Origin of the sequence: Aeromonas piscicola (assembly GCF_000820005.1) — a bacterium.
In the GTDB taxonomy this organism is placed as follows: Bacteria; Pseudomonadota; Gammaproteobacteria; order Enterobacterales; family Aeromonadaceae; genus Aeromonas; species Aeromonas piscicola.
Window position 1 is genome coordinate 193894 of the sequence record NZ_CDBL01000034.1, and the last position, 26837, is coordinate 220730.

At 59.4% G+C, this 26837-nt stretch carries 22 protein-coding genes; 18 read left to right on the forward strand and 4 right to left on the reverse strand.

Annotated elements, in window-relative coordinates; genetic code table 11:
• The first annotated feature begins 186 nt into the window (after positions 1-186).
• Positions 187-1617, forward strand: a complete 1431-nt coding sequence (gene ptsG / locus BN1128_RS06795; protein WP_042867189.1) for a PTS glucose transporter subunit IIBC — start codon at positions 187-189, stop codon at positions 1615-1617.
• 246 nt (positions 1618-1863) lie between these two features.
• On the opposite strand, the gene BN1128_RS06800 is transcribed toward ptsG, so the two are convergent.
• The 4 genes from BN1128_RS06800 to map all read right to left on the reverse strand — a co-directional run bounded on the left by BN1128_RS06800 (position 1864) and on the right by map (position 6878).
• Positions 1864-2247 (reverse strand): DUF3461 family protein, encoded by a 384-nt coding sequence (locus BN1128_RS06800; protein ID WP_042867190.1) that lies wholly within the window; start codon positions 2245-2247, stop codon positions 1864-1866.
• Between the two features lie 127 nt (positions 2248-2374).
• A complete protein-coding gene (gene dapD / locus BN1128_RS06805) occupies positions 2375-3202 on the reverse strand; it encodes a 2,3,4,5-tetrahydropyridine-2,6-dicarboxylate N-succinyltransferase (RefSeq protein ID WP_042867191.1) in 828 nt (275 codons plus the stop codon).
• A gap of 135 nt (positions 3203-3337) precedes the next feature.
• Positions 3338-6025, reverse strand: a complete 2688-nt coding sequence (gene glnD, locus BN1128_RS06810; RefSeq protein WP_042867192.1) for a bifunctional uridylyltransferase/uridylyl-removing protein GlnD — start codon at positions 6023-6025, stop codon at positions 3338-3340.
• 64 nt (positions 6026-6089) lie between these two features.
• Positions 6090-6878 carry a type I methionyl aminopeptidase gene (gene map, locus BN1128_RS06815; protein WP_042867193.1) on the reverse strand — a complete coding sequence of 263 codons (789 nt, stop codon included), beginning with the start codon at positions 6876-6878 and terminating at the stop codon, positions 6090-6092.
• Positions 6879-7241: 363 nt separating this feature from the next.
• On the opposite strand from map, the gene rpsB reads away from it, so the two are divergent.
• From rpsB to accA, 17 genes are all read left to right on the forward strand, one after another.
• A complete protein-coding gene (rpsB, locus tag BN1128_RS06820; protein WP_042867194.1) occupies positions 7242-7970 on the forward strand; it encodes a 30S ribosomal protein S2 in 729 nt (242 codons plus the stop codon).
• Between the two features lie 104 nt (positions 7971-8074).
• Positions 8075-8956 carry a translation elongation factor Ts gene (gene tsf, locus BN1128_RS06825; protein WP_042038148.1) on the forward strand — a complete coding sequence of 294 codons (882 nt, stop codon included), beginning with the start codon at positions 8075-8077 and terminating at the stop codon, positions 8954-8956.
• A 71-nt stretch (positions 8957-9027) separates the two neighbouring features.
• Positions 9028-9762, forward strand: coding sequence for a UMP kinase (gene pyrH, locus BN1128_RS06830; RefSeq protein ID WP_042038153.1), 735 nt, complete (start codon positions 9028-9030; stop codon positions 9760-9762).
• A gap of 102 nt (positions 9763-9864) precedes the next feature.
• Positions 9865-10422, forward strand: coding sequence for a ribosome recycling factor (frr, locus tag BN1128_RS06835; RefSeq protein ID WP_042867195.1), 558 nt, complete (start codon positions 9865-9867; stop codon positions 10420-10422).
• 72 nt (positions 10423-10494) lie between these two features.
• Positions 10495-11271 carry a polyprenyl diphosphate synthase gene (gene uppS / locus BN1128_RS06840; protein WP_042867196.1) on the forward strand — a complete coding sequence of 259 codons (777 nt, stop codon included), beginning with the start codon at positions 10495-10497 and terminating at the stop codon, positions 11269-11271.
• A gap of 26 nt (positions 11272-11297) precedes the next feature.
• A complete protein-coding gene (locus tag BN1128_RS06845; protein ID WP_042867197.1) occupies positions 11298-12155 on the forward strand; it encodes a phosphatidate cytidylyltransferase in 858 nt (285 codons plus the stop codon).
• 67 nt (positions 12156-12222) lie between these two features.
• On the forward strand, positions 12223-13416 hold the full coding sequence (gene ispC, locus BN1128_RS06850) for a 1-deoxy-D-xylulose-5-phosphate reductoisomerase (protein ID WP_042867198.1): 1194 nt from the start codon (positions 12223-12225) through the stop codon (positions 13414-13416).
• Between the two features lie 82 nt (positions 13417-13498).
• The gene (gene rseP / locus BN1128_RS06855) at positions 13499-14851 is read left to right on the forward strand and encodes a sigma E protease regulator RseP (RefSeq protein ID WP_042867199.1); all 1353 of its coding nucleotides are present in this window, start codon (positions 13499-13501) and stop codon (positions 14849-14851) included.
• A 34-nt stretch (positions 14852-14885) separates the two neighbouring features.
• Positions 14886-17309: an outer membrane protein assembly factor BamA gene (gene bamA, locus BN1128_RS06860; protein WP_042867200.1), complete on the forward strand. Its 2424-nt coding sequence runs from the start codon at positions 14886-14888 to the stop codon at positions 17307-17309.
• Positions 17310-17457: 148 nt separating this feature from the next.
• Entirely contained in the window at positions 17458-17970 is a 513-nt protein-coding gene (locus BN1128_RS06865; protein WP_042867201.1) for an OmpH/Skp family outer membrane protein, read from the forward strand.
• 3 nt (positions 17971-17973) lie between these two features.
• The gene (gene lpxD / locus BN1128_RS06870; protein WP_042867327.1) at positions 17974-18993 is read left to right on the forward strand and encodes a UDP-3-O-(3-hydroxymyristoyl)glucosamine N-acyltransferase; all 1020 of its coding nucleotides are present in this window, start codon (positions 17974-17976) and stop codon (positions 18991-18993) included.
• A gap of 24 nt (positions 18994-19017) precedes the next feature.
• Positions 19018-19479, forward strand: a complete 462-nt coding sequence (gene fabZ, locus BN1128_RS06875; RefSeq protein ID WP_042038166.1) for a 3-hydroxyacyl-ACP dehydratase FabZ — start codon at positions 19018-19020, stop codon at positions 19477-19479.
• A gap of 5 nt (positions 19480-19484) precedes the next feature.
• A complete protein-coding gene (gene lpxA / locus BN1128_RS06880) occupies positions 19485-20276 on the forward strand; it encodes an acyl-ACP--UDP-N-acetylglucosamine O-acyltransferase (RefSeq protein ID WP_082030375.1) in 792 nt (263 codons plus the stop codon).
• Positions 20269-21408 (forward strand): lipid-A-disaccharide synthase, encoded by a 1140-nt coding sequence (gene lpxB / locus BN1128_RS06885; protein ID WP_042867202.1) that lies wholly within the window; start codon positions 20269-20271, stop codon positions 21406-21408. The genes lpxA and lpxB overlap by 8 nt, the downstream gene beginning before the upstream one ends.
• Positions 21409-21488: 80 nt before the next feature.
• Positions 21489-22079, forward strand: coding sequence for a ribonuclease HII (rnhB, locus tag BN1128_RS06890; RefSeq protein ID WP_156140140.1), 591 nt, complete (start codon positions 21489-21491; stop codon positions 22077-22079).
• Between the two features lie 62 nt (positions 22080-22141).
• Positions 22142-25621: a DNA polymerase III subunit alpha gene (gene dnaE, locus BN1128_RS06895; protein ID WP_042867331.1), complete on the forward strand. Its 3480-nt coding sequence runs from the start codon at positions 22142-22144 to the stop codon at positions 25619-25621.
• 16 nt (positions 25622-25637) lie between these two features.
• Positions 25638-26588, forward strand: coding sequence for an acetyl-CoA carboxylase carboxyl transferase subunit alpha (gene accA / locus BN1128_RS06900; protein WP_042867203.1), 951 nt, complete (start codon positions 25638-25640; stop codon positions 26586-26588).
• The last annotated feature ends 249 nt before the right edge of the window (positions 26589-26837 follow it).

The window sequence follows — 26837 nt, forward strand, 5'->3', positions numbered from 1 at the left end:
ATCTCCCCTCCAAATTTTTTATTCCCTTGCGCCTGATGGAAGAAATTTCCGATCTGCTGGGTTATATTCATCTGGTCAAAATAAACAACTCCCAATCGAATTCATGCCGATGAAGATGATGCTCGTGATCGTCTATCAATTGGACTGAACCGTTTACGGGAAGACAATTCATTCAGGAGCGCACACATGTTTAAAAATGCTTTCTCTAATCTGCAAAAGGTCGGTAAGGCGCTGATGCTGCCAGTATCGGTCTTGCCAGTTGCAGGTATTCTGCTGGGGGTGGGCGCCGCTCACTTCAGCTGGTTGCCAGAAATTGTCTCCCAATTGATGGAGCAAGCTGGTGGTTCCGTATTTGGTCAGATGGCCCTGCTGTTCGCAGTGGGCGTGGCCCTCGGCTTTACCAATAACGACGGCGTATCCGGTCTGTCAGCCATCGTTGGCTACGGCATCATGACCGCCACCTTGTCTGTGATGGCGCCAGTGATGGGTGTTGAGAAGATCGACACCGGTGTACTAGGCGGTATCCTCGCCGGTGGTGTGGCTGCCTGGGCGTTCAACCGCTTCTACAAGATCCAGCTGCCAGAGTATCTGGGCTTCTTCGCCGGCAAGCGTGCCGTGCCCATCATCACAGGTTTCGTGTCCATCGGTCTGGGTGTGATCCTGTCCGTGATTTGGCCGCCAGTTGGCTCTGCCATCGGTGCCTTCTCCGACTGGGCTGCCAACCAGAACCCGGTACTGGCCTTCGGTATCTACGGCGTGGTTGAGCGTTCCCTGATCCCGTTCGGTCTGCACCACATCTGGAACGTACCTTTCTTCTATCAGGCGGGTACCTGTGTCAACGGCGCCGGTGAAACTGTTCACGGCATCATGACCTGCTTCCTGACTGCTGACGATGCTTCCCGCGCTGCCGGTAACGGCTTCGGTCAGCTGGCCGGTGGCTACCTGTTCAAGATGTTCGGTCTGCCTGCTGCTGCGTTTGCCATCGCTCACGCCGCCAAGCCGGAAAACCGCGCCAAGATCGTTGGTATCATGGCCTCTGCTGCCCTGACCTCTTTCCTGACCGGTATCACCGAGCCTATCGAGTTCTCCTTCCTGTTCATCGCTCCGGTGCTGTACGCAATTCACGCCGTACTGGCTGGTCTGGCCTATGTGCTGACCAACTCCCTGGGCGTGGTACACGGTCACACCTTCTCCAACGGTTTCATCGACTTCGTGGTGCAATCACCCCGTGCCGACAACATGTTGCTGCTGGTGGGTCTGGGTCTGGTCTACGCGGTCATCTACTACGTAGTATTCAGCTTCGTCATTCGTGCCATGAACCTGAAAACCCCGGGCCGTGAAGACGAGACTGCTGAAGAGACCGTCAGCCAAAGCAAGGACGAGATGTCCGCTGCCCTAGTCACTGCCTTCGGTGGCAAAGAGAACATCGCCTCTCTGGATGCCTGTATCACCCGTCTGCGGGTTGGCGTGAAAGACGTGGCCAAGGTTGACCAGGCTGGTCTGAAGAAACTGGGTGCTGCCGGTGTGGTTGTAGCTGGTTCCGGCGTACAAGCCATCTTCGGTACCAAGTCCGACAACCTGAAAACCGACATGGACATCTGGATGAAGAGCAACTGATACAGTTGCCTGAATCCTGGAGTTCAGAAAAGGGAGGCGCAAGCCTCCCTTTTTGCTGGGCGAGTGTCAGCGTGACGGCGGGCAGGGACCGGATCCGTCGAGTTGCTCATCCTGATCAAAAGGGATGGGGGCGGGGCAGCTTATGGCCTGCAGCCCCCACCACATGCTGAACAGACCATGCCATGCGGATCCCGCACAAAGAAAAGGGGCGCCTGACGGGCGCCCCTTTTTGCTGCCGGATCGGGCTTACAACTTCTCCAGATCCCGCTCTATTTCACTGATCTTGTTCTGCACCACTTTTTCCAGATGGCGCAGGTCACGCAGTATCTTCTGCTTGATATCCGGGTCGGCCTGGGTATGCACGCCTTGGGTCAGGTTATCCAGCTCATCCACCACGTACTTGAGATTGGCGTTGATCTCGGTGACATCCTTGTACTCATGGGTACCCGAGTCGACCAGCATGGTCTTGCGCTGGCGGGGATATTTGAATTTGACACTCTTGGCGAAGAACTCGCCCTTCTGTTTCTTGAAGTAGATCTTGAGGATGTCGTGATTGGCTTCCTGGCGCAGGGTATAGCTGTCCACTGAGGTGGGTTCCTGGATCCCCAGGCTCTTCAGATTCTCGTACATCGGGCTTCCTCGGTTTGAAACGATCCTGACCCATCTATCTTAACCGAGTCTGTGTGGCTTGCCTGTGACAGGGGCGCCAAAATCAAAAGGGGCCCAAAAGGCCCCTTTTACCATGATGGCTGGTCGATCACTCGTCGATGGAGCGCAGCAGGGCGTTGATGCCGACCTTGGCACGGGTCTTGGCATCCACCTTCTTGACGATGACGGCGGCGTACAGGCTGTACTTGCCGCACTTGGAGGGCAGGGAGCCGGAGACGACCACGGAACCCGCCGGTACTCGACCGTAGTGAATTTCACCGGTTTCGCGATCATAGATGCGGGTGGACTGGCCGATAAAGACGCCCATGGAGATGACGGAGCCTTCCTCGACGATCACCCCTTCAACCACTTCGGAGCGGGCACCGATAAAGCAGTTGTCTTCGATGATGGTCGGGTTGGCCTGCAGCGGCTCCAGTACGCCACCTATGCCGACGCCGCCGGAGAGGTGCACGTTCTTGCCGATCTGGGCGCAGGAGCCCACTGTGGCCCAGGTGTCGACCATGGTGCCTTCGTCAACGAAGGCGCCGATGTTGACATAGGAGGGCATCAGCACGGTATTGGGGGCGATGAAGGAGCCTTTGCGGGCAGTTGCCGGCGGCACCACGCGCACACCCGCTTCCTTGAACTGCTCGGCTGTGTAGTCGGAGAACTTGAGGGGAACCTTGTCGTAGTACTGGGCATCGTCGCCCTTGATGATGCCGTTGTCATTGATGCGGAAGTAGAGCAGTACCGCTTTCTTCAACCACTGGTGTACCACCCACTCGCCGGCAATCTTCTCGGCGACACGGGCCTTGCCGGAATCCAGCAGGTCGATGGCTTGCAGGATGGCGGCCTTGGTGGCGGCATCGACTGAGCCAGGAGTGATGGAATCACGGCGCTCGAAGGCCGCTTCGATGATCTGTTGCAACTCGGTCATGACAGGTTTCCTTTAAAAAATTCCGTTTGTTGTATCACACTTTTCCAATTGTTTTTAAGGGCTCAAGCCGGTTTCTTCACGGGAACGCTGATTTATTGTGCTCAAGTGGTCCAACCATTTGTTCTGCTTGATAAATCAGGATGGTGAAAGGCGCCTTGTGAGGCCTTTCACCGGCTTGTCGCTGCCCTCCTCGTCGGCCGACTCCTGGGGATTGAGCTGATTCACCAGCCGCTCTTCCAGTGCCAGCTGCTCGTCCTGGGTCAAGGGTTCGCCCGCGAGTGTGGTGAGGCTGAAGAAGTCCTCCACCCGCTCGCCTATGGTGGTGATCTTGGCGGCATGGAGCGACAGGCCGCACTGTTGGAACACGGCACCGATGCGGGCCAGCAGGCCTGGGGTATCCAGCGCCGTCAGCTCCAGCAGGGTGTGGCGGGTTTCGCCCTTGTGGGGCAGAAAAACGGCGCGGGTCGGTACGCTGAACTGGCGGTGGCGCCGCGACAGCGGCTTGTTGCGCAGCACCAGTTTGCCCGGTTCCTGCAAGGCTTTCTCCAGCGCCTTCTTGATGGTGGCGGTGCGGTTGGGGCTGATGGGCTCGCCACTCGGCTCCAGCACCACGAAGGTATCCAGCACATAGTCGCTGCGCGAATTCATGATCTGGGCATCGTGGATGTTGAGGTTCTTCTGATCCAGCGCCGAGGCCACGGTGGCGAACAGATTCGGGGTGTCGCGGCAATAGATGAACACCTCGCTGCCCCCCCGGGTCGGATGCTTGCCGATGATCACCAGCGGGGCCGGGTTGTCGCCATGCTCGATGATCTTGCGACAGTGCCAGGCGATCTGCTCCGGGCTGTGGCGCAGGAAGTAGTCGGCCTTGAAGTCGCTCCACAGCTGGTTGATGGCTGCTTCCAGCACGTCCCGCTGGGCCAGGATCTGCTTGGCCTGACGCTGGTTCTCGCGAATGCGCAGCCGCATGTCGGGCGGGTTTTCCAGCCCCTGGCGCAGCGCCTTCTGGGTGGCGAAGTAGAGTTCGCGCAGCAGGGTGCCTTTCCAGTCGTTCCAGAGGGTGTCGTTGGTGGCGCAGATGTCGGCCACCGTCAGGCAGTAGATAAGGTCGAGATGCTGCTCGTCGCGTACCTTCTGGGCAAAGTCGGTAACCACTTCGGGGTCGTAGATGTCCCGGCGCTGGGCGGTGACCGACATCAGCAGGTGGTGGCGCACCAGCCAGGCGACCAGCCGGCTCTCGTAGCGATCCAGGCCGTGCAGCTGGCAGAACTCCAGCGCATCGACGGCGCCGAGTTCGGAGTGATCCCCGCGCCGGCCCTTGGCGATGTCGTGAAACAGGGCGGCGATGCTGAGCAGCTCCGGCTTGCGCAGCCGGGTGAACACCTCGTGGCAGAGCGGGTGGCTCTGGCGGCTGGCCGGATTGGGAAACTGGTGGATGTTCTTGAGCAGCCGGTGGGTGTGCTCATCCACCGTGTAGGCGTGGAACATGTCGAACTGCATCTGGCCGACGATGAGGTTCCACTGGGGCAAATAGGCTGCGAGGATGCCGTATTTGTGCATCAGGGAGAGCGGCTGACCTATGCCGTTGGGGTGGCGCAACAGCGCCATGAACAGGCGGCGGCACTCGGGCAGGTCCTGCAGCCAGCAGTTGAGCTTGCGGCGCGCTTCGCGCAGCTGGCGCAGAGTGGCGGAGTGGATACCGGCAATTTCCGGATGCTGGGCTATCTGGTAGAAGAGCCGCAGTATGGCGGCGGGCTCGCGGCCAAACAGCTCGGAATCCACCGCATCGATGAGGCGACCCCGCAGCTGGAATTCGTCGGAGAGGCGGCGCACATCCATGGCGGTGTTGCCGAGAATAGCCTCGTCAAACAGCTGCAACAGCATCTCGTTGAGCTCCGAGACCCGCCGCACCGTCTGATAGAAGCGTTTCATCATCTGCTCGACTGGGCTGTTGCCTTCCCCCTCGAATCCCAGCATCTGGGCCACGGTGCGCTGGCGATCGAACAGCAGGCGGTTGTCGCCCTTGTTGATGGCCATGTGCAGGGCGAAGCGCACCTTCCAGAGGAAATTCTGGCAGTCGAGCAGCTCGCGGTACTCGGCCCGGTTGAGAAAGCCGTGGCTGGTCATCTCGAACAAGGTGGTGGCGCCGAAGTGGCGGCGGGCGACCCAGGCCAGGGTCTGGATGTCCCGTAGCCCACCCGGATTGCTCTTGAGGTCCGGCTCCAGTTTGTAGGCTGTCCCCTGAAATTGCTGGTGGCGCAGGGCCTGCTCTTCGCGCTTGGCCTGGAAGAACTGCTCGCTCGGCCAGAAGTGCTGGGGGCCGGTTGCCTCCTTGAGTTGCTGGAAACCCTCCTGGCGGCCGGTGATATAGCGCGCCTCGATCAGGTTGGTGGCGACCGTGATGTCGGCGCGGCCCTGCTCTATGCATTCGGCCACATTGCGTACCGCCTGGCCGACCTCCAGCTTGAGATCCCACAGCAAGGTGATGAATTCGCCGATGCGCAGCCCCAGCACCTCGTCCAGCTCCTCCCCTTCATAGAGGATCAGCAGGTCTATGTCGGAGTGGGGGTGCAACTCGCCGCGGCCATAGCCGCCTACTGCGATCAGGGTGAGCGCCGTCTTGTCGAAGCCGAACTTCTGCCACAGCCGGGTCAGCAACTCATCCATGTATTCGGAGCGGGTGGCCACCAGTTCTATTATGTTGTCACCGGCATCGAAACGGGCGTGCAGCCAGCCGAGAAAACGGCTCAGATACTCTTTGCAGTTCTCGCGGGTGAGCTGATCGTCGGGTAACAGATGGGGGGAAAGCAGGCTGGCATCCATGGCATCTCACACTCTCGGTCTGGCCGGATAAAGATCAACCCCGGCGTGTGGCCGGGGTTGAATGTCAAACGTGGCGGATAACGCGGTCGATGGTGTCATCGGGGCGCAGGGTGAGCACCTCGCAGCCATCCTCGGTCACCAGCAGGGTGTGTTCCCACTGGGCTGAGTCGCCGCCATCCTTGGTGGTCACGGTCCAGCCATCTTTCGGGTTGATGCGGCAGTGATACTTCTTGCTGTTGACCATGGGCTCTATGGTGAAGCACATGCCCGGCTTGAGCTCCTGCTTGCCGCCGTTGCGGTAGTGCAGGATCTGCGGTTCCTCGTGGAATTCGCTGCCGATGCCGTGGCCACAGTAGTCGCGCACCACGGAGAAACCGGCCTTCTCGACGATGGGCTGGATCAGGGCTCCTATCTCGGTGATGCACATGCCGGGGCGCACCTGCTTGATGGCGGCGTACAGGCTCTCCTGGGCGACTTTGCACAGCTGGCGACGCAGCGGTGTGGTCTCACCCACGATGAACATGGCGGAGGTGTCACCGTGGTAGCCATCCTTGATGACGGTGATGTCCAGGTTGATGATGTCCCCTTCCCGCAATTTCTTGTGGTTGGGGATGCCGTGACAGATGACATCGTTCACCGAGGTGCAGATGGACTTGGGGAAGCCGTGGTAGTTGAGCGGGGCCGGGATCGCCTGCTGTACGTCGACAATATAGTCGTGGCACAGGGTGTTCAGCTCGTCGGTGGTGACGCCTGCCTTGACGTGGGGGGCTATCATGATCAGCACATCGGCGGCCAGCTGGCCGGCAACGCGCATCTTTTCAATCTCTTCCGGTGTCTTGATTTTAATGGACATGGGATCTCTCTTGGGGCCTGACTGCGCATCCTGTCGATGCCCAACAATCAGGTAATGAAAAATAGATGCGTTTGCAATCAGGCCAAAATTTTATCCCCAACCCCCGTTTACTTCCAGTGTGATTGTCATCACAACGTCAAATCCTCTGCCCAGCATCCAGTACAGGGATCCATTTTTAGCACCCCAGCCGGTGGTGTCCTGACCAAAGTTATGGTATAAAGCGCGCCGGAATGGGGAACTTGCGTCCGCATTTCATCACCCTTACTCAATAACACACACACATCGACACCTGTACCGGGGTGCCCCTTTGGGGGTCGGTTACATGGGATGTGTGGAGGCCTAACCCCAATACAGAGGTATAAAATGGCTAAAGTTTCTATGCGCGACATGCTGCAAGCCGGCGTTCACTTCGGTCACCAGACTCGTTACTGGAACCCGAAAATGAAGTCCTACATCTTCGGTGCCCGCAGCAAGGTTCACATCATCAACTTGGAAAAAACCGTTCCGATGTTTGACGATGCCATGAACTTCATCAGCTCCGTAGCTGCCAAGAAAGGCAAGGTACTGTTCGTAGGTACCAAGCGTGCCGCGTCTGAAGCCGTAAAAGATGCCGCTGATCGTTGCGACCAGTTCTATGTCAACCACCGCTGGTTGGGTGGCATGCTGACCAACTGGAAAACCGTTCGTCAGTCCATCAAGCGCCTGAAAGATCTGGAAACCCAGAGCCAGGACGGTACCTTCGAAAAGCTGACCAAGAAAGAGGCGCTGATGCGTACTCGCGAAATGGACAAGCTGGAGAAGAGCCTGGGTGGTATCAAGAACATGGGCGGCCTGCCTGACGTGCTGTTCGTTGTCGATGCCGACCACGAGCACATCGCTATCAAAGAAGCCAACAACCTGGGTATCCCGGTAGTTTCCATCGTTGATACCAACTCCAACCCGGACGGCGTTGATTACGTCATCCCGGGTAACGACGATGCTATCCGTGCCGTACAGCTGTATCTGAATGCTGCTGCTGACACCGTACTGGAAGCTCGCGCTCAGGACATCGTTGTTCAAGCCGAACAAGATGGCTTCGTTGAAGCTGAGTAATTGATAAGGACTGAAAAGCCCTTATTAACCAAGCTGATGTAATTGGTTAGCAGGGGCCCTTGTGGCCCCTGTTTCTTGTCAATTCAAGACCGAGGATACTGGACATGGCTAACGTTACTGCCGCCCTGGTAAAAGAACTGCGCGAGCGCACCGCCGCTGGCATGATGGATTGCAAAAAAGCACTGGAAGAAGCCGCTGGTGATATCGAGCTGGCAATCGAGAACATGCGCAAATCCGGTCAGGCCAAAGCCGCCAAGAAAGCAGGCCGTATCGCTGCTGAAGGCGTGATTTTCGCCCGTACCGAAGGCAACATTGCTGCCATGATCGAGCTGAACAGCGAAACCGACTTCGTCGCCAAAGATGCCAGCTTCATGGCAATGGGCCAGAAGATCGCCGATATCGCCGCGACCCAGAAAATTGCTGACGTTGACGCCCTGAAAGCGACCGATTTCGGCAACGGTGAGTCCATCGAGCTGACCATCACCAACCTGATTGCCAAGATCGGTGAGAACATGAACCTGCGTCGCGTGATGCTGGTTGAAGGTGACAACCTGGGCACCTACGTTCACGGTTCCCGCATTGGTGTTATCACCAAGCTGACCGGTGGTTCCGCCGAGCTGGCCAAAGATCTGGCCATGCACGTTGCAGCCAACAGCCCGCAATTCGTCAAGCCTGAAGACGTGTCTGCTGAAGTCGTTGCCAAAGAGCGCGAAATTCAGATCGACATCGCCATCAACTCCGGCAAGCCGAAAGAGATCGCCGAGAAGATGGTTGAAGGCCGCATGAAGAAGTTCACCGGTGAGGTTTCCCTTACTGGTCAGCCGTTCGTGAAGGATCCTTCCATGACGGTTGCCGAGCTGCTGAAGAAAGAAGGCGCTGACGTTGTCTCCTTCACCCGTTTCGAAGTGGGCGAAGGCATCGAGAAGCAAGAGACCGATTTCGCTGCTGAAGTAGCAGCCCAAATCGCGGCCGCTCAGAAGGCCTAACCGAACCGGTTTTTCCGTTTCCCCAGACCGCGACTTATGTCGCGGTCTTTATATGACCAGGAATCAGTGACATGAGTACCAATCCCAAGCCTGCATACAGACGTGTTCTTCTGAAGTTGAGTGGTGAAGCCCTGCAAGGATCCGAGGGTTTTGGCATTGATCCGGCGGTGCTGGAGCGGATGGCCCAAGAGATCAAAGAACTGGTTGAGCTGGGTGTTCAGGTCGGTCTGGTCATCGGTGGCGGCAACCTGTTCCGTGGTGCCGGTCTTGCCAAAGCGGGCATGAACCGCGTGGTGGGCGACCACATGGGTATGCTGGCCACCGTGATGAACGGTCTGGCCATGCGTGATGCCCTGCATCGTGCTTATGTGAATGCCCGTCTGATGTCTGCCATCTCTCTGCAGGGCGTCTGCGATTCCTATAGCTGGGCCGAGGCCATCAGCCAGCTGCGCGCCGGCAAGGTAGTGATCTTCTCTGCCGGTACCGGCAATCCCTTCTTTACCACCGACTCCGCGGCCTGCTTGCGCGGGATCGAGATCGAAGCCGACGTGGTGCTCAAGGCCACCAAGGTCGATGGCGTATTCACGGATGACCCGGTCAAGAACCCGGATGCCGTGCTGTACCATGAATTGAGTTATGATGAAGTTCTTGAAAAAGAACTCAAAGTGATGGATCTTGCTGCTTTTACTCTGGCCCGTGACCATGATCTGCCGATCCGCGTGTTCAACATGAACAAACCGGGTGCGCTGCGTCGGGTTATCATGGGTGAGCCGGAAGGCACCCTGATCCACCACATCGGCAAGTAAGACAAGAGATCAGGCTGGAAGGCGCTCTTATTCATTACGCCAGCAAATAAATATGATAGACACGAGCCGCGTGGCGGCTCGTTCGCCAAAAGGAAAACCACTGTGATCAACGAGATTAAAAACGACGCCAAGGACCGTATGGCCAAGAGCGTAGAGTCGCTCAAGACCCAGATGTCCAAGATCCGTACCGGCCGTGCTCACCCGAGCCTGCTCGACGGTATCCAGGTTGAGTATTACGGTGCTGCCACTCCTCTGAAACAGTTGGCCAACGTGGTGGCAGAAGATGCTCGTACCCTGTCCATCTCCATTTTTGACCGCTCCATGATCCAGGCGGTAGAAAAGGCAATCCTGACCTCTGATCTGGGCCTGAACCCGTCCAGCAACGGTCAGACCCTGCGCGTGCCCTTGCCGCCGCTGACCGAGGAGCGTCGCCGCGATCTGACCAAGATCGTCCGTGCCGAAGCCGAAGGTGCCCGTGTGGCCGTGCGCAACATCCGTCGCGATGCCAACGCCGACCTGAAAGCGCTGCTCAAGGACAAAGAGATCTCCGAAGACGACGACCGTCGTGCCCAGGAAGAGATCCAGAAACTCACTGATGCCTTCATCAAGCTGGTGGATGACGCCCTGGCCGCGAAGGAAAAGGAGCTAATGGAAATCTAAGTCTCTGACAGGTATATTACGAGCGCCGTGTAGTGCCCCTGCACGGCGCTTTTGTCTTTGTGGGAGAAATGAATGTCGCTTTTGGCAGCGTTAGGTGATTGTGCCAACTCGTCCTTGCCTCGTCATGTGGCCATCATCATGGATGGCAACGGACGCTGGGCTCAGAACCGTGGCAAGATGCGGGTCTATGGTCACAAGGCGGGCGTGCAGTCTGTTCGTGAGGCGGTGACCTTTGCCGCGCGCGCCAAGATAGAGGCGTTGACCCTGTTTGCCTTCTCCAGTGAGAACTGGCGGCGGCCGGAGGGGGAGGTCAGTGCCCTGATGGAGCTGTTCCTGACCGTGCTGGGCCGTGAGGTCAAGAAACTGCACAGCAACGGGATCCGGCTCAAGGTGATCGGTGATACCGCCCGCTTCAGCGACCGCTTGCAGGCCAAGATCGCCAAGGCCGAGGCCCTGACCGCCGACAACCAGGGGCTGACCCTCAATATTGCTGCCAATTACGGTGGCCAGTGGGATATCGCCCAGGCGGCCCGTAAACTGGCTCGTGCCGTGGCGGCGGGCGAGCTGGATGCCGATGCCATCGATGAGTCCCTGCTGGCCGGGCAAGTCTGCATGGCCGACCTGCCCCCCGTGGATCTGTTGATCCGGACCGGTGGCGATCATCGCATCAGCAATTTTGTGTTATGGCAGCTCGCCTATGCCGAGCTCTATTTTACCCCGGTATTGTGGCCCGATTTCAACGAGGCCGAGTTCAGTGAGGCCGTTGCCTCTTTCGTTGCCCGTGAGCGTCGCTTCGGGTGTACGGGTGAACAGATACGGGAATTGATCGCCGAGCATCAGACCGGCTAAACCCCCTCCCAAGAGAGAGGTTTCTTTTGCTAAAACAACGAATTATTACCGCTTTGCTACTGGTTCCCCTGGTGTTGGGGGCGCTATTTTTTCTGCCGTTGAAATTCTTTGCCCTGTTGGCAGCTTTGGTGTTTCTGTTGGCCAGCCGCGAGTGGAGTGGCTTCGTTACTGCCCAGCCGCAGCAATGGCTGCCGCTGGTGTTCTGTCTGTTGCTCGGTGCCAGCCTGTTCTGGCTGCCGGTCGAGCAGCTGTGGACCCCGCACTTGCATCCGCTGGTGATGGGCGTGCTCTGGACCGCGGTTAGCTGGTGGCTGCTGGGGCTGTTGCTGGTATTGCGTTATCCCCAGAGCGCCAAGCTGTGGAAAGAGTCCATCTGGCTCAAGTCCCTGTTCGGTCTGGTGACCCTTGTGCCCTTCTTCTGGTCCTTGGTGGCCATCCGAGGTTACAACTTCTATCACGACCCCATGATGGGGGCCTGGATCCTGTTGTTCGTCATGGGGCTGGTCTGGGCGGCAGATTCTGGCGCGTACTTTTTCGGCAAGGCCTTTGGCAAACACAAGCTGGCGCCGGCCGTCAGCCCGGGTAAAACCATTGAAGGCATGTTTGGCGGCCTGTTTACCGCCAGCCTGCTGGCGGTTGCCGTGACCTGGTTCATGGGCTTCGTGCCCGCCAAGATGGCCATAGTGCTGTTCTGCTCCCTGCTGGCGGTGCTGGCGTCCGTGCTCGGCGATCTGACCGAGAGCATGTTCAAGCGGGAGGCGGGCATCAAGGATTCCGGCACCCTGCTGCCCGGTCATGGTGGTATTCTCGACCGGATCGACAGCCTGACCGCCGCCCTGCCGGTGTTCCTGCTCAGCTATCTGTTGCTCAGCCAGGAATTCTGATGCCTCGCTCGCTGATGATCCCGCGGGCATCCGGCTCCATTCATTTGTTAACAAGTCGGGAGTGTTGATGCATAACCTGGTGATCCTGGGAGCTTCCGGCTCCATCGGTCAGAGCACCCTCAAGGTACTGCGGCAGAATCCGGGCCGTTGGCAGGTACTGGCACTGACGGCGGCCCGTAGCGTGGATGCCATGCTGCGCGACTGTCTCGAATTCTCCCCCCGTTTCGCCGTCATGGTGGATGAAGACGCGGCCGCCATGCTGGCAGGCCGGCTCAAGGCCCATGGCAGCGTGACCCGGGTACTGTCCGGTCAGGCCGCCCTGTGTGAGGTGGCTGCCCATCCCGACGTTCACAGCGTGATGGCGGCCATAGTCGGTGCCGCTGGCCTGGCACCGACTATGGCGGCGGTGCGGGCTGGCAAGCGCATCCTGCTGGCCAACAAAGAGGCGCTGGTGATGTCCGGCGCTTTCTTCATGGAGGCGGTGCGCGAGCATGGCGCCGAGCTGCTGCCCATTGACAGCGAGCACAACGCGATTTTCCAGTGCCTGCCCGAAGCCATCCAGCGTCAGCCCGGCTTCTGCGATCTGGCGGGAGCCGGCATCAGCAAGATACTGCTGACCGGCTCCGGCGGCCCGTTCCGCTACACCGACATTCAGGAACTGGCGCATGTCACGCCGGCCCAGGCCATCGCCCACCCGAACTGGTCCATGGGGGCCAAGATCTCGGTGGACTCCGCCACCATGATCAACAAGGGGCTGGAGTACATAGAGGCGCGCTGGCTGTTCAATGCGGCGCCCGAGCAGATCCAGGTGGTGATCCATCCCCAGTCCGTCATCCACTCCATGGTGCAGTACAAGGACGGCTCCGTACTGGCCCAGCTTGGCAACCCGGACATGTGCACCCCCATCGCCCATGCCCTTGCCTATCCGGCTCGCGTTGAGTCTGGGGTGGAACCTTTGGATTTCTTCAGTGTCGGAGAATTCAGCTTTATCCGGCCCGATTATGAGCGTTATCCCTGCCTGGCACTGGCCATGAGTGCCTGCCAGCAAGGGCAGGCGGCGACCACGGCGCTCAATGCCGCCAATGAAGAGGCCGTTGCGGCTTTCCTTGCAGAGCGGATCGGTTTTATGGATATTGCCAGAGTCAATGAGGCCATCATGACGGCGCTGGGCAGTTCCGCCGTGGGCTCACTGGATGATTTGATTGCGCTGGATGGTGCGGCCCGTGCCCGTGCTCACAATTTGATTGAGGAGCTTAGCTGATGAGTGGTATTTCGTGGCATTGTGCTGCCTTCATCCTTGCCTTTGGGTATCGGACCATGCATGAAATCGAGGTGGCTGACTGATGGGCGGCGTGTTGTGGAACATAGGTGCCTTTATTGTCGCCCTCGGGTTGCTGGTTGCGGTTCATGAATTCGGCCACTTCTGGGTGGCCCGTCGCTGTGGCGTCAAGGTAGAGCGCTTCTCCATCGGTTTTGGCAAGGCCATCTGGCGCCGGGTCGGCAAGGATGGCACCGAGTATGTGCTGGCGCTGATCCCGCTCGGCGGCTACGTCAAGATGCTCGATGGCCGGGTCGATGAGCTCAAACCTGGCGATGAGCAATTTGCCTTCAACCACAAGAGTGTCTGGGCACGCATGGCCATAGTGGCGGCGGGCCCTATGGCGAACTTCGTGTTTGCCCTGTTTGCCCTCTGGCTGATGTTCATGATCGGCGTCTCTGCTGTTAAACCCGTGGTGGGGGAGGTGCGTCCCGCTTCCATAGTGGCGGCAGCCGGGATCGAACCCGGCATGGAGATCGTCGGTGTCGGCGACAAGGCGACCGGTGACTGGGAGAGCGTGACCTATGCCCTCATCAGCCACCTGGGCGATGATTCCGTGCAGCTCAAACTGAAAGCGGCCAACACCAGCTATGCGGTGGACAAGACCCTCCAGCTCGACGGCTGGCAGTTCGACCCGGACAAGGAGTCACCCATCGGCAGCCTGGGGATAGTGCCCCTTGGCGGCAAGGTGCTGCCCGTGGTCGAGGCCATTGTGCCCAAGAGTGCCAGCGAAAAGGCCGGCATTCAGGTCGGTGATCGCATCAAGCGGGTGGGCGAGCAGGAGGTCACCGAGTGGGCCCAGTTCGTGCACCAGGTGCAGCAGTCACCGGAGCAGCCATTGCCGGTCGTGGTGGAGCGGGCGGGCAGCGAGCTGACCCTGACCTTGACCCCGGATGTGAAAAAAGTGCGGGGCCAGCTGGTCGGTTTTGTCGGCCTGTCACCGCAACTGGTTCCATTACCGGATGAGTATCGAATTCTGTTACAGTATGGGCCTTTGCAAGCCCTGTGGCAGGGAGCCCAGAAGACTTGGAGCCTGACCACACTGACCTTTGACATGATTGGCAAGCTGATTGGTGGCATCGTCTCGCTGGATAACCTGAGCGGTCCCATCTCCATTGCCAAGGGCGCAGGCAGCAGTGCCGATTACGGTCTGGTCTATTTCCTCGGTTTTCTGGCGCTGATCAGCGTCAACTTGGGGATCATCAACCTGTTTCCCCTGCCGGTGCTGGATGGTGGCCATCTGGTCTACTTCTTCATCGAGGCGGTCACCGGCAAGCCGGTATCAGACAAAATTCAGGAAGTGGGTTTCAGGATCGGCGCCGCCATTCTGATGTTACTGATGGGCATTGCGCTGTTTAATGATTTCGCTCGCCTCTGAGGCCAGAGCATCAACAAGGACACACAAGAACAAAATGGCTGTTAAAAAAGCATTGGTGTTGAGTTGCCTGCTGGGTGCCAGTTTCCTGGCCCAGGCGGCCCCTGCCTCTTTTGTGGTGCAAGATATCCAGGTCGACGGCTTGCAGCGAGTGACGCTGGGTGCCGCCCTGTTGAACCTGCCGATCCGGGTTGGCGATACCGTCGATTCCGTGACCCTGGCCAACGCCATCAAGAAGCTTTACTCTTCCGGCAACTTCGAGGACGTGAAGGTTTACCGTGACGGTCAGGTGCTGCAAGTGGCGGTCAAGGAGCGGCCGACCATCTCCAGCATCGAGTTTTCAGGCAACAAGGATATCAAGGAAGAGCAGCTTACCCAGAGCCTGGAGTCCTCCGGCATTCGGGTGGGTGATCCGCTGGATCGCACCGTACTGAGCTCCCTCGAGAAGGGTCTGGAAGATTTCTACTACGGTGTGGGCAAGTACTCCGCCAAGGTCAAGGCCATCGTCACCCCGCTGCCGCGCAACCGGGTCGACCTCAAGTTCACCTTCGTGGAAGGGGAAGCGGCCAAGATCCAGCAGATCAACATAGTCGGTAACAACGTCTTCCCGGAAGAGAAGCTGCTGGCCCAGCTCTCCCTCAAAGACGATGTGCCCTGGTGGAACTTCACCGGCGACCAGCGTTACCAGAAGCAGAAACTGGCCGGCGACATCGAGACCCTGCGCTCCTACTACATGGATCGCGGCTACATTCGCTTCGCCCAGGAGTCGACCCAGGTCTCCATGACCCCGGACAAGAAGGGCGTCTACGTGACCCTGAACGTCAAGGAAGGGGATCAGTACAAGGTCTCCGGCGTTCAGCTCAAGGGTGACATGATAGACCGTGGCGGCGAGATGAAGGGGTTGATCCCCATCGAAGCTGGCAGCATCTACTCCGCCAGCCAGGTAACCCACACCGAAGAGGTGCTCTCCAAGTTCCTCGGCCGTTACGGCTACGCCTACCCGAAAGTGGTCACCTTCCCCCAGGTCAATGACAAGACCAAGGAAGTGGAGTTGATCGTCAACATAGAGCCGGGTCCCCGTGTCTATGTGCGCAACATCAACTTCAGCGGCAACGTCACCACCAAGGATGAAGTGCTGCGTCGCGAGATGCGTCAGATGGAAGGCACCTGGCTCTCCTCCGACAGCGTCGAGCAGTCCAAGACCCGTCTCAACCGACTCGGCTTCTTCGAAACCGCAGAAGTGGACACCAAGCGGGTACCCGGCAGCGATGATCAGGTCGATCTCGACTTCAAGGTCAAGGAGCAGCCAGCTGGCTCCATCAACGCCGGCGTGGGTTATGGTACCGAATCGGGCCTGAGCCTGCAGGCGGGCCTGCAGCAGGACAACTTCATGGGGACCGGCAAGAAGATCGGCATCTCCGCCAGCACCAACAAGTACTCCAAGAGCGTCGACCTCAGCTACAACGATCCCTACTTCACCGTGGACGGAGTCAGCCTGGGTGGTCGTCTCTACTACAACCAGTTCAGTGCGGCCGACGCCAACATAGTCGACTACGAGAACACCACCATCGGCTTCCGCCTCTCCAGTGGTTTCCCGGTCAACGAGAACAACCGCCTCGACTTCAGCCTCGGCCTTGAGAACAACAAGCTGTCCCAGCCCAACCCCTATCTGCAGGTGGATGAGTTCTGGAAGGTGTACAGCAAGAACAAGGATGGCGACAACCGCATGGTGTTCAACACCGTCGACGTCACCGCTGGCTGGACCCGTTCCACCCTCAACAAGGGCATGTTCCCGACCGCGGGTGACCGTCAGCGTGTGAACGCCAAGGTGACAGTGCCGGGCATGGATCTGCAGTACTTCAAGCTGAACGCGGAAGATGCGCACTACTTCCCGTTCGATGCGGATCACAAGTGGGTGCTGATGGCCAAGGCCCGAGCCTCCTACGGCAATGGTTATGGCAGCAACGGCAACTATGACCACGTCCTGCCGTTCTTCGAGAACTATTTCGCCGGTGGTTTTGATACCCTGCGCGGCTTCAAGAGCAATACAGTGGGCCCGAAGGCTCTCTATTACTACAACCTGAGCGGCAACGACGTCATCCAGGGTACCGACAGCTCGGTGGGCGGCAACGCACTGGCGGTGGCGTCCCTCGAGATGATAGTGCCGACGCCGTTCGCGTCAGAGACCTATCAGCCCCAGCTGCGTACCAGCTTCTTCATCGACGCCGGTTCCGTGTGGGATACCACCTTCGACTATGACCAGTACAAGAATCGCTGTTTCAGTGGTTGCAACTATCTGAGCGATTATTCGGATCCGACCAACTACCGTGCCTCGGCCGGTCTGTCGCTGCAGTGGCTCTCCCCCATGGGACCCCTGGTGTTCGCGATTGCCCGTCCGCTCAAGCAGTACGAGGGCGATCGCACCGAGTTCTTCTCATTCAACATCGGCCGTACCTTCTAAGGGCGGACACACCCCCACCCAGGCGGTGGGGGTATTCAATGATGGGACGCGCCGTATGCGTGCCTCACCAGGTAACAAGATGGCCCTAACGCCGCTTGCATAATCAGGTAAATCAGGTAGCCCTCACATGAGGGAACAAGGAGTAAGTGTGAATAAAGCGTTGAAAGTAGCTGGTTTGAGTTTTGCACTGATGGCTGCAGGCATGGGCTCCGCCTTGGCCGAGACCAAGATCGCCGTGGTCGACATGGGCGAAGTATTCCAAAAGCTGCCCCAGCGTGAAGCAGTCTCCAAGAAGCTGAAAGGTGAATTCGAGCCGCGCATGCGTGAGCTGCAGAAGCTGGAATCCGACGGTCAGGCGCTGGTCGAGAAGTTCAAGAAGGACGAAGCCTTCATGAGCGCCGAGCAGAAGAAGCAGAACCAGGAGAAACTGGCCAAGCTGCAGATGGAGTTCAACCAGAAGCGTCAGGCGTTCGAACAGGACAACGGTCGCCGTCAGTCCGAAGAGCGCGGCAAGATCCTGACCAAGGTACAGGCTGCCATCGATTCCATCGCCAAGAGCAATGGTTATGATCTGGTGCTGGAGCGCAATGCCGCCCCGTATGCCGCCAGCAAGCTGGACATCTCTGCCCAGGTTATTTCTCAGGTAAGCAAGAGCAACTAATTGATGGCATTCACTCTCGCACAGCTGGCCCAGCAACTGGGGGCCCAGGTCCATGGCGACGGAACCCTGGAAATCCGCAAGGTAGCGACACTGGAAAAGGCCGGGGAGGGGGATATCACCTTCCTGTCCAATAAAAAGTACCGGCATTATCTGGAACAGAGCGAGGCCACGGCCGTGCTCATTACAGAAGCGGATTTGCCATTTTGTCCCACCAATGCCCTGGTGATCAAAGATCCCTATGTGGGGTTTGCCCGGGTAGCCCAACTGCTGGACACCACGCCGCAACCGGCCACGGATATCCATCCGAGCGCCGTCATCGCGGCTGACGTGCAACTGGGCGAGAGAGTGGCCATCGGGGCCAATGCGGTGATCGAATCCGGCGTCATGCTGGGGGATGACGTGCGCATAGGCCCAGGCTGTTTTGTTGGCAAGAATACCCGACTGGGAGCACGCTCCCGGTTGTGGGCCAACGTCACCCTGTATCACAACATCACCATGGGCACCGACTGTCTGGTTCAATCCGGCACAGTGATCGGGGCCGATGGGTTCGGTTATGCCAATGAGCGTGGCGAGTGGATCAAGATCCCCCAGCTCGGTGGCGTGACCATAGGCAATCGGGTCGAGATCGGGGCCTGCACCACCATAGACCGCGGTGCGCTGGAAGATACCTGCATCGCGGATAACGTCATCATCGACAACCAGTGCCAGATCGCCCACAACGTCGAGATCGGTTACGGCACCGCCGTGGCCGGTGCGACCACTATGGCTGGTAGTCTCAAGGTCGGCAAATACTGTATCATTGGCGGCGCCTCCGTCTTTAACGGGCACATGGAGATCTGCGATCAGGCCACCATTACCGGCATGGCCATGGTGATGCGACCCATTACCGAGCCCGGTGTCTACTCTTCCGGCATCCCCCTGCAAACCAATAAAGAGTGGCGCAAGACCGCCGCCCGGGTGATGCGTATTGAAGAGATGCACAAGCGGTTGAGCAAGCTTGAGAAGAAGCTGGATCAAGAATAATCACGATTGGTATAGGGTACTGTTTTGACTACTGAAAAGAAGAGCCTGGGTATCCAGGAAATCATGGATCTGCTGCCCCACCGTTATCCCTTCCTGATGGTGGACAAGGTGGAAAGCTACGAGATCAGCGACGAGCGCAAAACCCTGCGCGCCATCAAGAACGTCTCGTTCAACGAGCCGATCTTCCAGGGGCACTTCCCGGCCAAGCCGGTGTTCCCTGGCGTGCTGATCCTGGAAGCCATGGCGCAGGCCACCGGTATCCTGGCGTTCACCATGGTGGGCAAGCCGTCCCCCAACGAACTCTATTACTTTGCCTCAATCGATAACGCTCGTTTCAAGCGTCCGGTCGGCCCCGGCGATCAGCTGGTGCTGGACGTGGTGTTCCTGAAAGAGCGTCGCGGTATCGCCAAGTTCACCGGTGTCGCCACCGTCGATGGTGAAGTGGTCTGTACCGCCGAGCTGATGTGCGCCAAACGCGAGGTTTAATACACGTGATCGACCAGACTGCCATCATTCACGATACCGCCATCGTCCATGAGTCTGCCGTGATCGGTAAAGGGGCTGAAATCGGCCCCTTTTCTGTCATCGGCGCCGAGGTTGAAATCGGCGAAAACACCTGGATAGGCTCCCATGTGGTGATCAAGGGCCCGACCAAGATAGGTCGCGGCAACAAGATCTTCCAGCACACCTCCATCGGTGAGGATTGCCAGGACAAGAAGTACGCCGGCGAGCGCACCTTCCTCGAGATTGGCGACAACAACGTCTTTCGCGAGAACTGCACAGTGCACCGCGGCACCATCCAGGATCAATCCCTGACCAGGGTGGGCAGCGGCAACCTGTTCATGGTCAACGTGCACGTGGCTCATGACTGCATCATCGGTGACAACTGCATCTTCGCCAACAACGCGACCCTGGCGGGCCACGTGGTGATCGGTGATTTCGTGATCTTTGGCGGCCTCTCCGCGATCCACCAGTTTGGTCGGGTCGGCTCCCACGCCTTCGTCGGTGGCTGCGCCGCCCTGAACAAGGACGTGCCGCCCTACGTGATGGCGGCCGGTAACTACGCCAAGCCGTTCGGGGTAAACTCCGAAGGCCTGCGTCGTCGCGGCTACAGCCCTGAGGCCATCTCGGCCGTCAAGCGTGCCTACAAGGAGATCTTCCGCTCCGGCAAGACCATCGAAGAGGTGTTGCCCGTGCTGATGGAGATGGCGGCCAGCGAACCGGCCGTTCAGCTCTACGTGGATTTCCTCAAGGACAACGAGCGCGGGATCATCCGTGCCTGATCCCGTTCGCATCGGTATCGTCGCCGGAGAGACCTCCGGCGACATTCTGGCCGCCGGGCTGGTGCGCGAGCTACAGCGCCGTTATCCGGATGCGCAGTTTGAAGGGATCGCCGGGCCGCGCATGCAGGCTCTTGGCGTCAAAGCCCTGTTCGAGATGGAAGAGCTCTCCGTAATGGGGATTACTGAGGTGCTGGGCCGCCTGCCGCGCATCCTCAAGGTTCGCCGCGAACTGCTGCGCCATTTCATTGCCAATCCGCCTGACATCTTCGTCGGCGTGGATGCACCAGATTTCAATATCGGGGTGGAGCTGAAGCTGCGCCGCGCCGGTATCAAGACGGTTCACTATGTCAGCCCCTCTGTCTGGGCCTGGCGTCAGAACCGCATTCACAAGATCAAGGCCGCCACCGACATGGTGCTCGCCTTCCTGCCGTTCGAGAAAGCCTTCTACGACCGTTTCGATGCCCCTTGCCGGTTCGTGGGTCACACCATGGCCGATGCGATCCCGCTCGAACCGGACCAGGCCGGAGTGCGCCAGGCGCTCGGCATTGACCCGGGCCGCCGCTGGCTGGCGGTGCTGCCGGGCAGTCGCACCGCCGAGGTGGGCTTCATGTCACCGGTATTTCTCGAGGCCTGCAAGCGGCTGACGGTGCGTTACCCGGATCTCGGTTTCATAGTGCCGCTGGTCAACGACAAACGGCGCGAGCAATTCATGGCCATCAAGGCCGAGCTGGCGCCGGATCTCGACATGGTATTGCTGGAGGGGCAGGGCCGCGAGGCGATGATCGCCGCCGATGCCGTGCTGCTCGCCTCCGGTACCGCTGCGCTGGAAGCCATGCTGGTGAAAAAGCCGATGGTGGTGGGTTACAAGCTCAAGCCCTTCAGCTATTGGCTGGCCCAGCGGCTGGTGAAGACCGCTTATGTGTCCCTGCCCAACTTGCTGGCAGACCAGATGCTGGTGCCAGAGTTGCTGCAGCACGAGTGCACCCCGGACAATCTGGTGGAAGAGGTCAGCAAGCTGCTGGAACACGACAACCGCGAGCTCATCGCCACCTTCACCCGGCTGCACCAGAGCATTCGCTGCAACGCCGATGTGCAGGCCGCGGATGCGGTGGCCGACCTGCTCGGCAGATAATATTCCGGGCGGCCGATTAAGCTGCGCTAATCGACCCCATGTCAGGCCCTGCGGGGCCTGTTTTGATTCAAGGCTGCAAGATGATGATCGATATTCCCGAAGACAGGCTGGTTGCCGGTGTGGACGAGGTGGGACGTGGTCCCCTGGTGGGTGACGTGGTCACGGCCGCCGTGATCCTGGATCCGGCCAACCCGATCACCGGGCTCGCCGATTCCAAGAAGCTCTCCGAGAAGAAACGGCTGGCGCTGTTTGACGAGATCAAGGCCAAGGCACTGGCCTGGGCCATAGGCCGCGCCACTCCCGAAGAGATAGACGAGCTCAACATACTGCACGCCACCATGCTGGCGATGCAGCGCGCCGTGGCGGGACTGACGGTGACGCCAGATCTGGTTTTTATCGACGGCAACCGCTGCCCGGCATTGCCGATGGAAGCGCGCGCCGTGGTCAAGGGCGACAGCCTGGTGGCCGCCATCAGCGCAGCCTCGATTCTGGCCAAGGTGACTCGCGATGCGGAGATGACCGAGCTGGACAGCCGTCATCCCGAGTACGGTTTCGCCCGTCACAAGGGCTATCCGACCCCTGAGCACCTTGCCATCCTGGCCGAGCGCGGCCCCTTGCCCGAGTATCGGCAGAGTTTCAAACCGGTGCGCCGTGCACTGGGGATCGAGTAAACCATGCAGAGCTGCCGGCATCACGACATGCACGCCACTCTGTGCAACGAGAGGCTATGACGATGGCTGAACCCCGTTTTATCCACTTGCGGGTCCACTCCGACTTCTCCATGGTCGATGGCCTGCAGAAGATTGCCCCCATAGTCGGGGCGGCAGCGGCCAACAGCATGCCGGCGCTGGCGCTGACCGACCAGATGAACATGTGCGGCCTGGTGCGCTTCTATGGCGCCGCTCACGGCAAGGGCATCAAGCCCATCGTCGGCGCCGACTTCTGGGTACAGAGCGAGGAGCTCGGCGACGAGCAGTTCCGCCTCACTCTGCTGGCCATGGATAACGACGGCTACCAGAACATCACCCTGCTCATCTCCCGTGGCTATCAGCGCGGCCACGTGCAGGGGCGTCCGGTCATCGACCGGGCCTGGCTCGCCGATCACGCCAAGGGCGTGATAGTGCTCTCTGGCGCGCGCGAGGGGGATGTCGGCAAGTTCCTGCTCAAGGGCAACCGGCAGATGACGGAGTCGTGCCTCGCCTTTTACCGGACCCACTTCCCCGACGCCTACTATCTGGAGCTGCTGCGCACCGGTCGACCCGACGAAGAGGTCTACCTGCACATGGCGGTGGCCATCGCCACCGAGTTTGAGCTGCCGGTGGTGGCGACCAACGAGGTGGTGTTCCTCAACGCCGAGGACTTCGATGCCCACGAGATCCGGGTCGCCATCCACGATGGCTACACCCTGATGGACAAGCGTCGCCCGCGCCGTTACAGCCCGCAGCAGTACCTGCGCAGCCAGGAGGAGATGGCCGAGCTGTTCGCCGACATCCCGGAGGCGCTGGAGAACACGGTGGAGATCGCCAAGCGCTGCAACGTGACTGTGCGTCTGGGCGAATATTTCCTGCCGAACTTCCCGACCGGCGACATGACCACCGAAGACTTCCTGGTAATGAAGTCCAAGGAAGGACTGGAGGACCGTCTCGCCTTTCTGTTCCCTGATCCCGAGGTTCGCGTCGCCAAGCGCGGTGAGTACGACGAGCGCCTCGACATAGAGCTGAAAGTCATCAACCAGATGGGCTTCCCGGGTTACTTCCTTATCGTGATGGAGTTTATCCAGTGGTCCAAGGACAACGGCATTCCCGTCGGGCCGGGCCGGGGCTCGGGTGCTGGCTCCCTGGTGGCTTATGCGCTCAAAATCACTGACCTCGATCCGCTGGAATTTGACCTGCTGTTCGAACGCTTCCTCAACCCCGAGCGGGTCTCCATGCCCGACTTCGACGTCGACTTCTGCATGGACAGACGGGACGAGGTGATCGAGCACGTCTCCGACATGTATGGTCGGGATGCGGTGTCGCAGATCATCACCTTCGGCAGCATGGCGGCCAAGGCGGTGGTGCGGGACGTAGGAAGGGTGCTGGGCCACGCCTATGGTTTTGTCGATCGTATCTCCAAGCTGATCCCGCCGGATCCGGGCATGACCCTGGCCAAGGCGTTCGAGGCCGAGCCCAAGCTGCCCGAGCTCTACGAGCAGGACGAGGAGGTCAAGGACCTCATCGACATGGCGCGCCGGCTGGAAGGGGTGGTGCGCAACGCCGGCAAACACGCCGGTGGCGTAGTAATAGCGCCTACCAAGATCACCGACTTTGCGCCGCTCTATTGCGACGACTCCGGCAATCACCCTGTCACCCAGTTCGACAAGAACGACGTGGAATACGCCGGGCTGGTGAAGTTCGACTTCCTGGGGCTGCGTACCCTGACCATCATCGACTGGGCGCTCGGCATGATAAACCCGCGCCTGGCCAAAGAGGGCAAGCCGCCGGTCGACATCGCCGCCATCCCGATCCACGACAAGAAGTCGTTCGATCTGCTGCAGCGGTTCGAGACTACTGCGGTATTCCAGCTCGAATCCCGCGGCATGAAGGACCTCATCAAACGGCTGCAGCCCGACTGTTTCGAAGACATGATCGCCCTGGTGGCGCTGTTTCGGCCGGGCCCGCTCCAGTCGGGCATGGTGGACAACTTCATCGAGCGCAAGCACGGCAAGGAGGCCATCTCCTACCCGGACGAGAAGTGGCAGCACGAGAGCCTCAAGCCAATCCTTGAGCCCACCTACGGCATCATCCTCTATCAGGAGCAGGTGATGCAGATAGCCCAGGTGCTGGCGGGTTACACCCTGGGTGGGGCGGACATGCTGCGTCGGGCCATGGGCAAGAAAAACCCGGCAGAGATGGCCAAGCAGCGATCCGGGTTTGAGGAAGGGGCGGTCAAGAACGGCGTTGACGGCGAACTGGCGGTGAAGATCTTCGATCTGGTGGAGAAGTTTGCGGGCTACGGCTTCAACAAATCCCACTCAGCCGCCTATGCGCTGGTCTCCTACCAGACGCTCTGGCTCAAGACCCACTTCCCGGCCGAGTTCATGGCGGCGGTCATGACCGCCGACATGGACAACACCGACAAGATAGTGACCCTGGTGGACGAATGTCAGCGGATGGGGCTCACCGTGATACCGCCGGACGTGAATACCGGTCGTTACCGCTTCTCGGTCAACGAAGACGGTCACATCGTCTACGGTATCGGGGCCGTGAAGGGGGTGGGGGAAGGCCCCATCGACGCCATCCTCAGCGCCCGGGATCAGGACGGTCCCTTCCGCGATCTGTTCGACTTCTGCAACCGGGTCGACATCAAGAAGATCAACAAGCGGGTGATGGAAAAGCTCATCCTCTCCGGCGCCATGGACAGGCTCGGCCCGCACCGCGCCGCCCTGATGGCGACCCTGGAAGAGGCGATGCGCGCCGCCGAGCAGCATGCCAAGGCGCAGGCCGTGGGTCAGGTCGACATGTTCGGGGTCTTGACCCAGGAGATTGACGATGTCAAGAAGGCGTTCGCCAACGTGCCGCACTGGCCTGACAAGGTGTGGCTGGAAGGGGAGCGTGAAACGCTCGGGCTCTATCTCACCGGTCACCCCATCAACCAGTACAGCGGCGAATTGCGTCGCTACACGTCCGGTCGCCTGTGCGATCTGCATCCCACCTCCCGCGATACCGTGACCACGGCGGCGGGGCTGGTGATCGCCGCCCGCAGCATGGTGACCAAGCGCGGCAACAAGATGGGGATCTTCACCCTGGACGACAGATCCGGCCGTCTCGATGTGACCCTGTTCAGCGAGGCGCTGGAAAAATATGAAGAATTGATGCAAAAAGACCGTATTTTGGTGGTTTCTGGACAGGTCAGCTTTGATGACTTCTCCGGTGGCCTTAAAATGTCGGCCCGTGAATTACTGGATATCAACGATGCGAGGGAGCGTTTTGCCAGGGCAATCCGCATCTCCCTCGATGAACAGCGGATTGATGATCGCTTTTTCCCGCGTTTGTGCGAGATTTTGGAACCCGCCCGTGCCGGAGTCTGTCCGGTTCAGGTAAACTATCGTCGCCCCGGCTCCCGGGTGCGATTGACGCTCGGTACCGAGTGGCGGGTGACGCCCACCGATCAACTGATAGATGACTTGCGAGTCCTGCTTGGACGAGAGCGGGTTGAATTGGTTTTTGATTAGAGGATCTATAGGCCCTATGAGTCTTTTTCTGGATTTTGAACAGCCGATTGCCGAGTTGCAGGCGCAGATTGATGAACTCCGTCATGTGAGTGAGCACAACAGTGCTGTCGATCTCAATGAAGACATTCGCCGGCTGGAGAAGAAAAACGAAGAGCTGACCAAGAAGATCTTCGGCGATCTGGGGGCCTGGCAGGTATCCCAGATGGCGCGTCATCCTCAGCGTCCTTACACCCTCGATTATATCGAGCACATCTTCACCGACTTCGACGAGCTGGCTGGCGATCGCGCCTATGCGGATGACAAGGCCATCGTCGGCGGCATCGCCCGTCTCGACGGCGAACCCGTGATGGTGATTGGTCAGCAGAAAGGTCGCGAGACCAAGGAGAAGATCAAGCGCAACTTTGGCATGCCGCGTCCGGAAGGATACCGCAAGGCCCTGCGCCTGATGGAGATGGCCGAGCGCTTCAAGATGCCGATCATCACCTTCATCGACACCCCGGGCGCTTACCCCGGCGTGGGTGCCGAGGAGCGTGGCCAGTCTGAAGCCATAGCCCGCAACCTGAAAGTGATGGCCGGCCTGACCGTGCCGGTTGTCTGCACCGTGATCGGTGAAGGCGGCTCGGGCGGCGCCCTGGCTATCGGCGTGGGTGATCGCGTCAACATGCTGCAGTACTCCACCTACTCCGTCATCTCGCCGGAAGGCTGTGCCTCCATCCTGTGGAAGAGCGCCGACAAGGCACCGGTCGCCGCCGATGCCATGGGCATCACGGCCCAGCGCCTGAAGGAGCTGAAACTCATCGACAGCATAGTCGAGGAGCCCCTCGGCGGTGCCCACCGCAATGTGGAGCTGATGGCCAAGCGCCTGAAGGATCGCATCCAGCAGGATCTGAATGCCTTGCGTCCGCTCGAGACCGATCAGCTGCTGGAGCAGCGCTACCAGCGGCTGATGGGCTACGGCTACTGCTAAGCGCCAGCTTCATCCCGACATGATGCCAGAAGGCCCCCGCAGTGCGGGGGCCTTCTTTTTTGGACCCGGGATAAACACTCTTCATATGGATACCAGTTGGCACGATGTTTGCCGAAAACCCCCGTGTCGGATCAACTGAGCGGCGGTTAGTGGCCAAAAAAAGTGGGATCCCGCTCCCGTTTTGCTTAAAGTGACCGCTTCCGATCGGCCCGATTGGAATACCCGCAAGGATGCCCTTCAGACGTAAAC

Coding starts and splice junctions, on each gene's coding strand:
- ptsG (WP_042867189.1), top strand. CDS start 187: ATGTTTAAAAATGCTTTCTCTAATCTGCAAAAGGTCGGTAAGGCGCTG.
- BN1128_RS06800 (WP_042867190.1), bottom strand. CDS start 2,247: ATGTACGAGAATCTGAAGAGCCTGGGGATCCAGGAACCCACCTCAGTG.
- dapD (WP_042867191.1), bottom strand. CDS start 3,202: ATGACCGAGTTGCAACAGATCATCGAAGCGGCCTTCGAGCGCCGTGAT.
- glnD (WP_042867192.1), bottom strand. CDS start 6,025: ATGGATGCCAGCCTGCTTTCCCCCCATCTGTTACCCGACGATCAGCTC.
- map (WP_042867193.1), bottom strand. CDS start 6,878: ATGTCCATTAAAATCAAGACACCGGAAGAGATTGAAAAGATGCGCGTT.
- rpsB (WP_042867194.1), top strand. CDS start 7,242: ATGGCTAAAGTTTCTATGCGCGACATGCTGCAAGCCGGCGTTCACTTC.
- tsf (WP_042038148.1), top strand. CDS start 8,075: ATGGCTAACGTTACTGCCGCCCTGGTAAAAGAACTGCGCGAGCGCACC.
- pyrH (WP_042038153.1), top strand. CDS start 9,028: ATGAGTACCAATCCCAAGCCTGCATACAGACGTGTTCTTCTGAAGTTG.
- uppS (WP_042867196.1), top strand. CDS start 10,495: ATGTCGCTTTTGGCAGCGTTAGGTGATTGTGCCAACTCGTCCTTGCCT.
- ispC (WP_042867198.1), top strand. CDS start 12,223: ATGCATAACCTGGTGATCCTGGGAGCTTCCGGCTCCATCGGTCAGAGC.
- rseP (WP_042867199.1), top strand. CDS start 13,499: ATGGGCGGCGTGTTGTGGAACATAGGTGCCTTTATTGTCGCCCTCGGG.
- bamA (WP_042867200.1), top strand. CDS start 14,886: ATGGCTGTTAAAAAAGCATTGGTGTTGAGTTGCCTGCTGGGTGCCAGT.
- lpxD (WP_042867327.1), top strand. CDS start 17,974: ATGGCATTCACTCTCGCACAGCTGGCCCAGCAACTGGGGGCCCAGGTC.
- rnhB (WP_156140140.1), top strand. CDS start 21,489: ATGATGATCGATATTCCCGAAGACAGGCTGGTTGCCGGTGTGGACGAG.
- dnaE (WP_042867331.1), top strand. CDS start 22,142: ATGGCTGAACCCCGTTTTATCCACTTGCGGGTCCACTCCGACTTCTCC.
- accA (WP_042867203.1), top strand. CDS start 25,638: ATGAGTCTTTTTCTGGATTTTGAACAGCCGATTGCCGAGTTGCAGGCG.